This window comes from Aeromonas ichthyocola, assembly GCF_046087985.1.
Lineage (GTDB): Bacteria > Pseudomonadota > Gammaproteobacteria > Enterobacterales > Aeromonadaceae > Aeromonas > Aeromonas rivipollensis.
In genome coordinates, this window is record NZ_JBJSWH010000004.1 from 139,004 (window position 1) to 152,288 (window position 13,285).

The following is a 13,285-nucleotide window of genomic DNA, read 5'->3' on the forward strand; positions in this document are numbered from 1 at the left end:
CTGATCCGGGCATCGGGTGACTGTGCGGATTTGGTTTCCGGCTTGGTCGTGACATCCGGTTTGCGGCCAGGCTGGTTTTGAATATAGAGCGAGTCAGTACGGGTAATTTTCATAACGTAAATTCCTGATGGTCTGTCTATGACAAGCGACCCAAGGCTTGTCGAACTTGAATCAAATTGCGATCTTGGTTCAAAAACGGGTTTCAACTTCCCCTATATCAGTCACCCATGCCTGTATTTCCTTGCCAGAGCTAAGATTTTTCACTCTGATCCCTCGCCTATCCGCCATTTTCGAGGGCCTCCCTCTGGTTGTGGCGGAGAATTCATCCTGTCCTGCGCGGATCAGTACCCCTTCCCCCTGTTTGACCGCCCAACTTTTTGTAAGTCCAGCTCACCGATGAGCTGTCCGCTTCTCAGATGCCGGTTGCTTTTATGGCCCAGCAGAGAGTGATTGCTGGGGTAAACCCGCGTTGTATGCGGCTGACATCCAACTCTTTCTCCACCAGATCGCTGGCGCTGATGGCCTGGCCTTTTGCGATATCCCGTGCCGCACCCAGACCGGCAATCAGCAACGAGACCTCTACCCGTCCGCGCACCTGCCAGGCGGGATCGGTGCATTCGATGAGATAGGGGCGTCGTCCCCAGGGTTGCCGATACTGACCGCCTGCTTGTAGCGAGAGTGAGTGTGAGGGGCAGGGAGGAAGGTGCTCGGCGGAAGGGGGAGAGCCAGACCCGAAACTCCGCCTGAGGTTGCAGGCCATCCCTGCTGGGTGATGTAGGCATGCAGGACCTGGCGGGCATCTTGCTCAAGCAACTGCTCAAGCATGGCGCTTTGCGCCTGCGGGGCGGCCCAGTGAGCCAATGCGCTCAGCAGTAGCCAGCAGGCCGCTCCATTTCCACACGGGAAGTCGCACTTCCTCATTTCTCATCTGCTTGCAGTGGATGGTGCATGGTAACCGCTTGAAACTAAAGGTATCTTCATGGTTGGCATGAGTCTTGATAAGGGTAACCCCGGTCTGAGTGAACGATAAAGGATGAAGCATGAGTATCTCATTTGACAGCGCCCTTGGCGTACACCCTTATGCCCTCGATGTCAGGGCGGAGCGGGCGCGTATTCTGGCGGGAAATCTGGCCAACGTGGATACACCGGGCTATCTGGCTCGGGATGTCGATTATAAGACGATTCTGGGCCGTGTCGCGCAGCAAGTTGCTGCGGGCGAGGAGAGTCAGGCCATCAGCCAGGGCGCCATGCGTGACGATATGCATCACCCCCTCTATCGCATTCCTTATCAGGTCTCCATGGATGGCAATACCGCCGAATTGGGGGTTGAGCAGGGCAAATTTGCCAACAATGCCACCGATTTTCAGACCAGTCTCACTTTCCTCAATATGAAGATTACCGGGATCGCCAAGGCGATCGAGGGCCGTTAACCATGTCGTTCAACAAGATTTATGACATCGCCGGCAGTGCCATGCGCGCCCAGACCGTGCGGCTGGATACTGTCGCCTCCAACCTGGCGAACGTGGATAGCGCGGCCGCCAGTGAAGACGCCGCGTTTCGTGCCATCAAGCCGGTTTTTTCCACTCTCTATCAGAAGATTCAGGATGCCGATGGCCTCGGGGCTGCGTCGGTGCAAGTGGCGGGTATAGTGCAGTCGGACCGTCAGGTCGAGAAACGGCTGGAGCCGACCAACCCGATGGCCGATCAGGATGGCTTTGTTCTACTACTCCAACGTCAACGTGGTGGAAGAGATGGCCGACATGATGAGCGCCTCTCGCGGTTTTGAAACCTCGGTGGAGGTGATCAACCGGATCAACAGTATGCAGCAAGGTTTGCTGCGTCTTGGTCAGGGAGCCTAAGCCATGAGTCTGCCACAGATAAGCAGTCTGGATACGGCGCGTGGTACGGGTCAGGCTGTTGCTGACCCCAAGATCGCCAGCAATGGCGCCGGTGCTGCTCAGGAAACGCAAGCCAACCAGAATAGCGGGATGCAGCTGCGCAACGAATTCCTGCAGATGATGGTGGCCCAGATCCAGAACCAGGATCCGACCAACCCGCTGGACGGGGCCCAGTACGTCACCCAGCTGGCGCAGTTCAGCATGGTGGAGGGGGTGGAAGGGCTCAAGGTGCTGCAACAGAAGTCCATCAACATGATGGATACCCAGCAGGTGCTGCAGAGCACTAACTTGATCGGCCAGGAAGTGATGGTACCGAGCAAGACCCTGAACCAGCAGAAAGAGGGTGTCATCCGCGGTCAGCTTGAGCTGGCCGGTGCGGCCGATACGGTCGAGCTGAAGGTGTATGACAAGCACGGCACCCTGGTCGCGACCAAGGGCTGGGGCGAGAGCAAGGCGGGGGCGCTGGATTATGCGCTGCCGACCCTGCCCGCCGGCGAATACAGCTTCGAGGTGAAGGCCTCCCTCGCCGGGGTTGCCACCACCACCAAGAATTATGTGGCCAGCGAGGTTGAACGGGTCAACCTGCCGGGCACGGGCGAGATCATGTTGCAAGTGGCAGGCGTGGGGGATGTTCCCCTGTTCAGTGCCGTCCAGTTCGGCAAGTCGGCGTAATCAGATAGGAGCGAAACTGTGTCTTTTAGTATCGGACTGAGCGGCCTGCGCGCCGTCAACCAGGAATTGAGTGTCATCAGCAACAACGTGGCCAACGCCAGCACTGCGGGCTTCAAGTCCAGCCGTGCCGAGTTTGCCGCCATCTACGGCGGCGGCCAGGCCGGTGGCGTGGAGATGAACAACGTCTCCCAGAACTTCGATCGCAACGGCGACGTGACCCGGACCGGGCGCGGGCTGGACTTGGCGATCTCCGGCAATGGCTTCTTCGTGCTCAAGGATGGCAACGGCCAGACCTCCTACACCCGGGCTGGCATGTTCCAGCGGGATGCCAGCAATTATCTGACCACCGCCAGCGGCACCCGTCTGCAAGGCTACACCACCAACGAGGCCGGTGAGTTGCAATCTGGCGTGGTGGGGGACATCCAGGTCAAGACCGGCAGCCTGCCCGCCAAGCCGTCCGACAGCCTGGAGTTCGTGGCCAACCTCAAGGCGGACGCCAGCGTCATCGATCAGGCCGTGCATCCCTTCGATCCCGCCAAGTCCGACAGCTTCAGCTACTCCCAGTCCAGCAAGGTCTATGACTCCCTCGGGGTCGAGCACACTGTCACCCAGTATTTCGTGAAGACGGGTGACAACAGCTGGCAGGTCAACTACGCCTTCAACGGCACCCAGACCGGCACCCCGGTGGCCATGGAGTTCAACACCAACGGCACCCTGAAGACGCCGACCACGGCCCCGGTGCTGAACCTGGCCCCCGCCGGCGCCGAGCCCATCAGCCTCACGGCGGATCTGGCCAAGGTCAGCCAGTATGCCTCCGACTTCAACGCCACCCGCAACCAGTCCAACGGTTATACCTCCGGGGATCTGACCGGGGTGCGGGTAGATGCGGATGGCGGTGTCTACGCCACCTTCACCAACGGCCAGAGCCTGCTCCAGGGCCAGGTGGTGATGGCGAACTTCACCAACCCCAACGGCCTGTTGCAGACCAACAACACCACCTGGCAGCAGTCGTTCAGCTCGGGCCAGCCGGTGCTGGGCGCGCCGGGCACCGGGACCCTGGGCGGTCTGACGGCAGGGGCCTATGAGGCATCCAACGTCGATCTGACGGGTGAACTGGTGAGCCTGATGACCTCCCAGCGCAACTATCAGGCCAACGCCAAGACCATCAGCTCGGCTGACAAGATGACTCAGGTACTCTTCAACTCCTTCTAAGGCGTGATGCGTGGAAAAGCTTATCTATACCGCCATGTCGGGGGCGCAACACACCCTGATGGCCCAGCAAATCCGGGCCAACAACCTGGCCAACGTCAATACCGCCGGTTTTCGGGCCGACTTCGAGCGGGCCTCCGCCTATGCCCTGGCCGGCGACGGCTATCAGAGCCGGGTCATGGCCCGGGAAGAGCAGGCGGGGACCGACTTTCGGGCGGGCGCCCTGATGCAGACCGGCCGCAAGCTGGATGTGGCGGTACGAGGTGAAGGCTTCATCACTGTGCAGACGGCTGATGGCAAGGAGGCCTACACCCGTGCCGGCAATCTGGAGGTAGACGGGGAGGGGCTCTTGACCCTCAATGGCCGCCCCGTGCTCGGGGACGGCGGCGAGATGGTGCTGCCGGCCTACCGTGACCTGAGCTTTGGCAAGGATGGCTCCCTCAGCATCACCCCGCCTGGCGGTGGCGCCCGGCTGGATGTGGGTCGCCTCAAGCTGGTCAATCCGGACCCGGCCGATCTGGTCAAGGGGCCGGATGGCCTGTTCCGTCAGCGCCAGGGCGGGGATGCGGAGATCAGTGAACAGGTGGTGCTGGCCTCGGGCTTCCTCGAGGGGGCGAACGTGAACGCGGTGGATGAGCTTATCAGCAGCATGTCCCTGACCCGCAACTTCGAATTGCAGGTCAAGTTGATGAAGACGGCGGACGATCAGGCCAGGCAGGGCGCCCGGCTGATCTCGGGCCAGGGCTGACGGCATTGAAGGCGGTGGCCCCGGCCGACCGTGAACAAGAGTTGATGGGGCGCGTGAGCGCTCCCGAATGAATCGGTGGAGAGACGAAAATGCATGCAGCGCTTTGGGTGAGTAAAACGGGTCTGTCGGCACAAGATGCCAAGATGGCCAGCATTTCCAACAACCTGGCCAACGTCAACACGGTCGGTTTCAAGCGCGATCGGGTGGCGTTCGAAGATCTGTTCTATCAGGTGCAGCGTCAGCCAGGGGCCCAGCAGGATCAGCAGAACCTGTCCCCCATCGGCATCCAGATGGGTAACGGTGTGCGGGTGGTCGGTACCCAGAAGGTGTTCACCCCGGGCCAGTTCCAGAACACCAATCAGGAGCTGGACATGGCGGTGGTCGGTGCCGGCTTCTTCGGGGTCGAGCGCCCGGATGGCGAGACGGCCTACACCCGCAATGGTCAGTGGCACCGCAACGCGGAAGGCTTGCTGGTCAACGCCGATGGCCTGCCCATGCTGCCGCAGATCCAGATCCCGGACAACGCCACCAAGATCGCCATCGGCACCGACGGCACTGTGAGCGCCACCCTGCCAGGCCAGCAGGAGAACGTCGAGCTGGGGCGCATCACCCTGACCAACTTCTCCAACCCGGCCGGTCTGGAAGCCCTGGGTGGCAACCTCTATCGGGCGACCGGCGCCTCCGGTGAGGCCATCGAAGGGGTGCCGGGGGAAGAGGCCATGGGGGCCATCAAGCAGTTCACCCTGGAGAGCTCCAACGTCAACGTGGTGGAGGAGATGGTGGACATGATCACCACCCAGCGCGCCTACGAGATGAATGCCAAGGTGGTCTCTTCCGCGGATCAGATGCTCAAGTTCGTGACCCAGGCGCTGTGATGATGAAGCAGGTGTGGTATTGCATCGTGCTCGCCCTGCTGCTGGGGGGCTGCTCCACCTATGAACTGCAGGCTCCCGAGCCCGGTGACGAGAAGTGGGCACCCTCCCGCTCCCAGATGACGAAGTCAGGGGTGGGGGAGGATGGCAGCCTCTACCGTGGTGACTACATGATGACCCTGTTTCAGGATCGTCGCGCCTATCGCATCGGCGACATCCTGACCGTGATGCTGGAAGAGCGGACCCAGTCCAGCAAGAAAGCCAACACCAGCATGAACAAGAACAGCAGCCTCAATGTACCGGCCCCCTCCATCGGCGGCGTGTCGCGGCCGGACTGGGGCGCCTCTGTCACGGCGGATCGGGACTTCGATGGCGGTGCCACCTCCAGTCAGCAGAACACACTGGCGGGGGCCATCACTGTCACTGTGGCCGAGGTGATGCCCAATGGCGTGCTAGGGATCCGGGGAGAGAAGTGGATCCGCCTCAATCAGGGGGATGAGTACATTCGTCTGGGGGGCATGGTGCGGGTCGAGGACATCGATCAGAGCAACCGCATCTCTTCCCAGCGCATCGCCGATGCCCGCATCACCTATGCGGGACGCGGTGCCCTCGCCGACAGCAACCAGATGGGCTGGCTGTCGCGCTTCTTCAGCTCCGCCTTCGCCCCCTTGTGAGGATTTCGATGAACAGATGGTATATCGCCTTGCTCTGCCTCTCCCTGTCTGGGGTGGCCGAGGCGGCCGCGCCCGCCAAGCGGGCGCTGCTGGACATCGCCGACGTGCAGGGGATGAGAACCAACCAGCTGGTGGGCTATGGCCTGGTGGTCGGCCTCTCCGGCACCGGGGATCGCAGCCAGGTCAAGTTCACCGGTCAGTCCATGGCCAACATGCTCAAGCAGTTTGGCGTGCAACTGCCCGATGACATAGATCCCAAGCTCAAGAACGTGGCCGCGGTCTCGGTGCAGGCGACCCTGCCTGCCCTGGCGGGCAAGGGGCAGCTGGTGGACGTGACTGTGACCTCCATCGGCGATGCCAAGAGCCTGCGGGGCGGCTCCTTGCTGCTGACCCCCATGCGCGGCATCGACGGCGAGGTCTATGCGGTTGCCCAGGGCAACCTGGTGGTGGCCGGGGTCAAGGCGGAGGGCCAGTCCGGCTCCTCCGTCACCATCAATGTGCCGACGGCGGGCATCATCCCCAACGGGGCCATCATAGAGCGGGAGGCGGTCAGCAACTTCTCGGACAAGCCCGAGGTCACCCTCAACCTGCATCAGCCGAATTTCAAGACGGCCCGCAACGTAGAGCGGGAGATCAACCGTCAGCTCGGCCCCGTGGCCAAGGCGGTCAGCGCCGGGCGCATCCAGATTGCGGCGCCCCGCGACGAGAGCCAGCGCATCTCCTTCATGGCCCTGTTGCAGGACATCCAGGTGGACATGGGCAAGGAGCGACCCAGGGTGGTATTCAACAGCCGCACCGGCACTGTGGTGATGGGGCAGGGCGTCAAGGTGCGCAAGGCTGCGGTCAGCCACGGCAGCCTGACGGTGACCATAGGCGAGAGCCAGACGGTCAGTCAGCCCAATGCCTTCTCCAACGGCCGGACCACCACCACGCCCAACTCTCAGGTTCAGGTTGACCGGGAGCGCAACAACATGTTTGTCTGGCCGGATGGCACCTCCCTGGAGGTGATCGTCAAGGCAGTGAATTCCCTGGGGGCGACCCCGGACGATGTCATGGCCATTCTGCAAGCCCTCGACGAGGCGGGAGCCCTCGAAGGCGAGCTGGTGGTCATCTAAGGATCTCTATGACCAGAATTACCTCTGAGCCTGGTTTCTATCAGGATCTCAATGAACTGCAGCAGATAAAGAGCAACCCGGATCAGCGTGCAGCCCTGGAGGCGGCGGCCGGCCAGTTCGAGGTGAGCTTCCTGCAGACGGTGCTCAAGCACATGCGATCGGCCTCCGACGCCATGCAGGATGACGATGACAAGCTCATCAAGGGAGAGGCGCTCTACCGCGACATGTATGACAGCCAGTTGGCGATGAGCATGGTCAAGCGTGGCGGCATGGGGCTCAAGGAGCAGATGGTCAATCAACTGGCCCCCACATTAAAGAATGCCGAGCCGGTGGTCGCTTCAGAACCCCAGACCCTGGCTGCCTTCAGTCAGCCTCTGAATTCGGCAAAAATGAGGAAAGTTGACTGATGTCGCTGCTCAATATCGGTTTTAGCGGACTCAACGCGGCGCAGATCGCGTTAAACGTCACCGCCCAGAATATCGCCAACGTCAACACCGTCGGTTACAGCCGCCAGGAAGCCATGATGGGCAGCCTGTCCGGCTTTGGCCGACTGGATAACGGCATGGGGGTCGAGGTGACCGGGGTCCGCAGGATCACCGATGACTATCTGGTGTCCCAGCACTGGCGCAGCCGCTCTTCGACCGGCTCCTCCTATGCGTTTCATCAGTACATCAACACCACAGAGCAGTTGCTTGGCAGCGAATCGATGAACATCACCAAGGGGCTGGACAGCTTCTTCGCCTCCCTCAGCGCCGCCCTCGACAGCCCGGAGACGCCGGCGCAGCGCAGCCAGATCGTCAGCTCTGCCGGGGCGCTGGCCAACCGCTTCGGCCAGTTGAACGAGAGCCTGCTGACCCAGGAGAAGCAGATCGACGATCAGCTCGGCAGCACCATCACCCAGGTCAACAGCTATCTGAAACAGGTGGCCGAGCTCAACACCCAGATCGGCGAGCAGGCCTCCAAGGGGGTCAACACCTCGGCTCTGGAAGACAGCCGCGAGCAGATAGTACGTGAGCTGTCGACCTTCATGGAGGTGCGGGTCAACCGCCAGAGCGACGGCTCCTTCTCCCTGAGCCTGCCTCAGGGCCAGCCCCTGGTGCTGGCGGGCAGCAGCAGTACCCTCTCCCTCACCGGCGATACCCTGAGTCTGAGCTTCGGGCCGCAATCCTTCGAGGTGCCCAAGCTGCAGGGAGGCACCCTGGCCGGGGTGCTGGAGTATCGCACCACAGTGCTGCGCCCCCTGCGCGACGAACTGAACCAGATAGCGAAGAAGCTGGCGGATGACTTCAACGCCAAGCAGGCGGGGGGCATCGACCTGAACGGTGACCCGGGCAAACCCCTGTTCAGCTACGATCCCCTCAACCCTTCCGGCACCCTCAAGGTGGCCGACGGCTTTACCGGTGACCATCTGGCCTTCGCCAAGGCGGGCGGCGGCAACGGTGACAACCGCAACTTGCAGGAGCTGCTGACCATCAAGGACAGCCAGTATGAGGCCTACAGCGCCCTGCTCGGCAAGATGGCGGTGCAGAGCGGCCAGGCCAAGGCGACCATGGAAGCCGATGCCAACATGGAGAAACAGCTGGCGACCAAGCTCAGCAGCGTCAGCGGGGTCAACACCGACGAGGAGGGGGTCAAGATCATGGCCTATACCAAGGCCTATCAGGCCAATGCCAAGGTGATCAGCACCTCGGATCAACTCTTCAATTCCATTCTGAACATGTTCTGACGGAGTCCGCATGCGCATCAGCACCAACCAGATCCAGCTCAGCATGCTCGACAACCTGCAGCAGGGTTTCGGCGAATATGCCCGCCTCGATCGCCAGATCTCCTCCAACAAGCGGATCCTGCAGCCCTCGGACGATCCCGTGGGCAGCGTGCAACTGCTCGGGCTGAAGAAGGAGCAGGCGGCGATGGCGCAGTACCAGAAGAACATCGCCAACGCCAAGAGCCAGCTCTCCCAGGGGGAGATCCAGCTCGAGACCATGACCAACATGCTGAGCCGTCTGCGGGATCTGACCCAGACTGCCGCCACCGGTTCCCTCTCCGAGGACGATCGCCGGGCCGTCTCCAGCGAGCTGGCGATCATCAAGGACGGCTTGCTGGATCTGGCCAATGCCCGCAACGAGAGTGGATCCAGCCTGTTCAGCGGCAGCCAGGTGGACAAGGCACCCATCGTCAAGGGACCGGGCGGCGACTATCTCTATCAGGGGGATGCCCTGGTGCGTGAGGTCGGCATCGCCAGAGGGGTCACGGTGGAACTCAATCACACCGCGGACAAGCTGTTCATCCAGAACGGGGACTTCTTCAAGCAGCTCGACGACATGGTGGCGGCCTTCGACAGCGGTGCCGTGGATGCGGCCGATCAGGCCAGAGCCATGCTGGATCGCAGTCTGACCCTGCAAGATGACATCAGCCAGATGGTGAGCACCATAGGGGCACGTATCAATCTGCTGGATCAGGTGGACGAAGGGCACGCCGAGAAGAGCACCTATAGCAAGGAAGTGAGCAATCAGATAGAGTCCCTCGATTACGCAGGGGCCGTGACCCAGCAGGCCCATGTGCTGATGGCGCTGCAGGTGCAGCAGCAGGCCTTCGCCAAGGTGAATGGCCTGAGCCTGTTCAACTACATGCCCTAAGTCTGTCTAAGGAGCCAGGATGCAGATTCAACAAACCCGTCCGGGCGGCGTGGCCGAGACGCCAGCCCAGCCCAGGCTGCAAGGACGTTCGACTGCCCAGGCCACTTCCCAGCAGACTCCCCGCAACGAGCGCCAGCCCAACGTCATCCGGCTGGATCGCTGGGCCCTGATCGGCACGGCGCAGCAGCGCATCGCCCATGCCCAGGGGGGCGAACAGGCCCTAAGCCAGGTGTGGGGCGAGCTGAAGCGCCTCGAGCAACAGCTGGGCCAGCATAAGACGGCGAGCGGGGATCTGGTCTCCCGCCTCAAGCTGCTGGAAGAGAAGCTGACCCAGCCGAAGGCCCCCCTGACCTCGGAGCTCAAGCCCCGCCTGCTGGCGTCGGCGACGGATAGCCGGGTGCACTACGGCGCGGAGCGGCTCGATCTGCTGAGCCCCAGGGCGAGCGCCGAGCGGCTGGTCTTCTCCTTCCCGCAGACCAGCAGCGCCGTCGAGGTGCTGCTGCCCGCCGATGCCAGCGAGTCGGAGGCGGCCTCCCGTCTGGACAGGGCGCTGCGCAAGGAGCACATCCAGGCCAGGTTGAACGAGCTGGGCAAGCTGGAGCTGAGCGTGCCGGATCAGCACAGGCGCAAGCTGGACGAACCCGTGTTGCTGAGCGGAGAAGGTATCCGCATTCCTGCAGGTAATCCGGTTCCTGTGCAGTTCAAGCAAAGGGCCGGGCAGCTGACCCAGCTAGGCGAAGGGCTCGACAAGGGGGAGCTCAAGCAGGAGCAGCAGCGCCTGAAGCGGCTGCTCGGCGAGATAGAGCAGTCGGTGCGCGAGTTGAAGCAGTTCCGCCAGAAGATGGTCAAGCAGCTCGATCGGGTGAAGTCACGCAGCCAGAGCATGCCGCAGGAGGAGCTGGCACAGTTGCAAGGCAAGCTCAGCCTGCAACTCAAGGAGGGGGGCTTCATGGGGACAATGTCAGGCCTCTTGGCCCAGGCCAATGTGTCGCGCCAGAACGTGGTGGCACTGCTGACCTAGGGACGGAGCGCCCGACCCGAAAAAGAAACCGCCACGTGACTTCCCTGGCGGTTTCTTGTTTTCAGGGTTTCAGCAGGGCGTAGAGGCTGAGATCCGAGGCAAAGCCTGACTCACTCAGTCCTTGTTCTATGGTCTTGAGAAAACTCGCGTTGTGCTGGCGTATGGTGTGATAGCTGTAGAAGAGGTTGACCACATCCTGCTCTTCCAGCTCCTTGTCCATGGCCAGCAGACACAGATAGTTGCGCAGCAGGAAGTAATCTATCACCAGCAACTGATAGGCCTGGAAGCGGCCGCTCTGCAGTAGCGGGAAGTTGTGGTGATAGACGTAGTAGAGCAGGTAGTTGTCCATGATATGGGGGCGCTCGGCCAGGAAGGGGGCGACCCTGTCATGCCAGGCCTGCTGCAGCCGCGCCAGCTTGCCCTCATCATAGACCCCCTCCAGCACCAGATTGATCTTGTCGAGGCAGTGCTGCATCGTCTGCCGTCCCCGGCGCCCCTGTGAATACGCCAGCAACTGGTGGGTGATGGTCCTCAGTCCCCACCACTGCAACTGCGGCATGGCGGGCAATTGCTCGAACATGGTATTGAGCTCCCCCCGCTCTGCCAGCGCCGCCACCTGATCGAGGAAGGACTCGTGGGACAGGGCCGAGGGATCCCGGTGGATCAGCATGCCGATCAGCCACAGCCGTATCTCGACGGGAACATCGGTGGCCGCCAGCACGTGGATGCTCAGGCTGTGCAGGGTCGCCATGGCGGTGGAGGGGGGCGTGGCGAAGGGCAGGGGCTGGGCGAGTTCGGTCACCTCTGTCTGCATCGCCAGGGGATCCAGCAGCAACTGACGGCACGCCTCGGGGCAGGAGAGCATCAGGGATTTCTTGAGCTGGTTGCCGATGCGGGTCTGGGCTCTGGGGTAGGTCTTGCAGGTGTGGCTCAGCGCCTCAGGCCCCGCCTTGCTGTGGATCTGGCACAGACGGTTCTCATCGAGGAAGGGGCAGGCACCCTGCTCATCGAGCTTGATCTCCCCCCAGCGTTCATTGCTCTCCTTCACCTTGCGAATGTGCAGCTTGCTCAGGGACTTGACCGCGGGATCCGGGTGCCGCTCGTAGTTGCGGAAGGTCTGCTTGTCGATGGTGATGGTCCAGCTATGACAGCAGTTGTCTTCACAGCGATCGCCGATGCACTGGAAATGTTGAACGAAATGAGGAGTGTAGAGCGAGGTTGCCATGTCGCAGTCCGGTAATGAGAGAGGACATTTTAAAAGCAATAAGCATGCCGGATGAGTCAGTGTCAGGATGGTGGTCTCTGACAAAAAATATGCGGGGGCAGGACTACATTTTCGCGGGAAAGGGGTCGCCTATCTCTGATGTCAACCTAACAGGCTGCAACGCAGCGATTACATCGAGGAATACATCATGGGCTTGTCCATTCATACCAACTTCGCCTCCCTGACCACTCAGAACCAGCTGAACTCCACCAACAAGATGCTGGGCACCGCCATGCAGCGTCTGGGCACCGGCCTTCGCATCAACTCCGCCGCCGATGACGCCGCCGGTCTGCAGATGGCTACCCGTCTACAAGCCCAGTCCAACGGCCAGAAAGTGGGCATGCGCAACGCCCAGGATGCCGTCTCCATGATGCAGACCGGCGAAGGCGCCCTGGATGAGATGACCAATATCGTTCAGCGCATGAAGGATCTGGCAACTCAGGGCGCGAACGGCACCACCAGTGCGGAAGACTACACTGCCCTGAACGCCGAGTTCGGCGAACTGGCGAAAGAGCTGACCAACATCACCGACAACACCACCTTCGGCGGCCAGTCTCTGCTGAAGAAAGCTGCCGGCAACTTCGAGAAGGGCGCGGTCAAGTTCCAGATCGGTGGCACCGCTGCCGAGACCCTGAGCGTGGACATATCCACCGACCTGAAGAAGATCACTGGCAGCACCGGTGGCTCCGGTCTGGATGGCGCCGCCCTGAAGGCCGGTATCGGTGATCAGACCAAGGCCTCTGCCGCCATCACCGAGATGGAAACCTTCCTGAAAGACATCGGCAGCGCCCGTTCTTCCTTCGGTGCCAACATCAACCGTCTGGAGCACACCGTCAACAACCTCTCCAACATGAAAGAGAACACCGACATGGCGAACGGTCGCATCATGGATGCCGACTTCGCCCAGGAGAGCACCAACATGACCAAGAACCAGATGCTGATGCAGGCTGGCATGTCAGTGCTGTCCAACTCCAACCAGATGACCGGCATGGTGACTTCCCTGCTGCGTTGATATCTGTGGCACCCATCCGCTGGATGGGTGCCTTTTTTCCCCTCCTAATCTTTTCTTCCTCGCCTTTTTCACCCTCATTTTCATTTGCCACTCAAGTCCTGAGCCTCCCCTGTCGCTTCTCCTTGTCGTAGAGTTCCCCGCTGCCTTGCAGCCTATTTGAGGAG

At 61.4% G+C, this 13,285-nt stretch carries 15 protein-coding genes and 1 pseudogene; 13 read left to right on the forward strand and 3 right to left on the reverse strand.

What is annotated here, in order from left to right:
* Positions 1 to 189 precede the first annotated feature (189 nt).
* Together ACF2JD_RS13075 and ACF2JD_RS13080 are read right to left on the reverse strand one after the other, a co-directional pair.
* Positions 190 to 345: a flagella basal body P-ring formation protein FlgA gene (locus tag ACF2JD_RS13075; RefSeq protein WP_440987695.1), complete on the reverse strand. Its 156-nt coding sequence runs from the start codon at positions 343 to 345 to the stop codon at positions 190 to 192.
* Positions 346 to 412: 67 nt separating this feature from the next.
* Positions 413 to 571 carry an SAF domain-containing protein gene (locus ACF2JD_RS13080; RefSeq protein WP_440987575.1) on the reverse strand — a complete coding sequence of 53 codons (159 nt, stop codon included), beginning with the start codon at positions 569 to 571 and terminating at the stop codon, positions 413 to 415.
* A 469-nt stretch (positions 572 to 1,040) separates the two neighbouring features.
* On the opposite strand from ACF2JD_RS13080, the gene lfgB reads away from it, so the two are divergent.
* The 12 genes and pseudogenes from lfgB (at position 1,041) to ACF2JD_RS13140 (ending at position 10,845) form a co-directional block, all read left to right on the forward strand.
* Positions 1,041 to 1,430, forward strand: coding sequence for a lateral flagellar basal body rod protein LfgB (gene lfgB, locus ACF2JD_RS13085; RefSeq protein ID WP_101529985.1), 390 nt, complete (start codon positions 1,041 to 1,043; stop codon positions 1,428 to 1,430).
* A gap of 2 nt (positions 1,431 to 1,432) precedes the next feature.
* Positions 1,433 to 1,859: pseudogene (gene flgCL / locus ACF2JD_RS13090) on the forward strand (lateral flagellar basal body rod protein FlgCL).
* Between the two features lie 3 nt (positions 1,860 to 1,862).
* Positions 1,863 to 2,570 carry a flagellar hook capping FlgD N-terminal domain-containing protein gene (locus ACF2JD_RS13095; protein WP_440987576.1) on the forward strand — a complete coding sequence of 236 codons (708 nt, stop codon included), beginning with the start codon at positions 1,863 to 1,865 and terminating at the stop codon, positions 2,568 to 2,570.
* Between the two features lie 18 nt (positions 2,571 to 2,588).
* The gene (flgEL, locus tag ACF2JD_RS13100) at positions 2,589 to 3,782 is read left to right on the forward strand and encodes a lateral flagellar hook protein FlgEL (RefSeq protein ID WP_139745581.1); all 1,194 of its coding nucleotides are present in this window, start codon (positions 2,589 to 2,591) and stop codon (positions 3,780 to 3,782) included.
* A 10-nt stretch (positions 3,783 to 3,792) separates the two neighbouring features.
* Complete coding sequence (lfgF, locus tag ACF2JD_RS13105; protein ID WP_025328486.1) at positions 3,793 to 4,527, forward strand: lateral flagellar basal-body rod protein LfgF; 735 nt, start codon at positions 3,793 to 3,795, stop codon at positions 4,525 to 4,527.
* 89 nt (positions 4,528 to 4,616) lie between these two features.
* The gene (lfgG, locus tag ACF2JD_RS13110; RefSeq protein ID WP_139745583.1) at positions 4,617 to 5,402 is read left to right on the forward strand and encodes a lateral flagellar basal-body rod protein LfgG; all 786 of its coding nucleotides are present in this window, start codon (positions 4,617 to 4,619) and stop codon (positions 5,400 to 5,402) included.
* Positions 5,402 to 6,073 carry a flagellar basal body L-ring protein FlgH gene (flgH, locus tag ACF2JD_RS13115; RefSeq protein WP_303807020.1) on the forward strand — a complete coding sequence of 224 codons (672 nt, stop codon included), beginning with the start codon at positions 5,402 to 5,404 and terminating at the stop codon, positions 6,071 to 6,073. The genes lfgG and flgH overlap by 1 nt, the downstream gene beginning before the upstream one ends.
* 8 nt (positions 6,074 to 6,081) lie before the next feature.
* Positions 6,082 to 7,188, forward strand: a complete 1,107-nt coding sequence (gene fgIL, locus ACF2JD_RS13120) for a lateral flagellar basal body P-ring FlgIL (protein ID WP_440987577.1) — start codon at positions 6,082 to 6,084, stop codon at positions 7,186 to 7,188.
* An 8-nt stretch (positions 7,189 to 7,196) separates the two neighbouring features.
* Positions 7,197 to 7,595 (forward strand): rod-binding protein, encoded by a 399-nt coding sequence (locus ACF2JD_RS13125; RefSeq protein WP_025328482.1) that lies wholly within the window; start codon positions 7,197 to 7,199, stop codon positions 7,593 to 7,595.
* The gene (lfgK, locus tag ACF2JD_RS13130) at positions 7,595 to 8,914 is read left to right on the forward strand and encodes a lateral flagellar hook-associated protein LfgK (protein ID WP_163155608.1); all 1,320 of its coding nucleotides are present in this window, start codon (positions 7,595 to 7,597) and stop codon (positions 8,912 to 8,914) included. The genes ACF2JD_RS13125 and lfgK overlap by 1 nt, the downstream gene beginning before the upstream one ends.
* Before the next feature lie 10 nt (positions 8,915 to 8,924).
* Positions 8,925 to 9,824, forward strand: coding sequence for a lateral flagellar hook-associated protein LfgL (gene lfgL, locus ACF2JD_RS13135; protein WP_440987578.1), 900 nt, complete (start codon positions 8,925 to 8,927; stop codon positions 9,822 to 9,824).
* Positions 9,825 to 9,843: 19 nt separating this feature from the next.
* Entirely contained in the window at positions 9,844 to 10,845 is a 1,002-nt protein-coding gene (locus ACF2JD_RS13140; RefSeq protein ID WP_440987579.1) for a hypothetical protein, read from the forward strand.
* Positions 10,846 to 10,906: 61 nt separating this feature from the next.
* On the opposite strand, the gene fliB is transcribed toward ACF2JD_RS13140, so the two are convergent.
* Positions 10,907 to 12,070: a flagellin lysine-N-methylase gene (gene fliB / locus ACF2JD_RS13145; RefSeq protein WP_440987580.1), complete on the reverse strand. Its 1,164-nt coding sequence runs from the start codon at positions 12,068 to 12,070 to the stop codon at positions 10,907 to 10,909.
* A gap of 187 nt (positions 12,071 to 12,257) precedes the next feature.
* Here fliB and lafA point away from each other — a divergent pair, with 187 nt between their 5' ends.
* Positions 12,258 to 13,121 carry a lateral flagellin LafA gene (gene lafA, locus ACF2JD_RS13150; protein WP_440987581.1) on the forward strand — a complete coding sequence of 288 codons (864 nt, stop codon included), beginning with the start codon at positions 12,258 to 12,260 and terminating at the stop codon, positions 13,119 to 13,121.
* Positions 13,122 to 13,285: the final 164 nt, after the last annotated feature.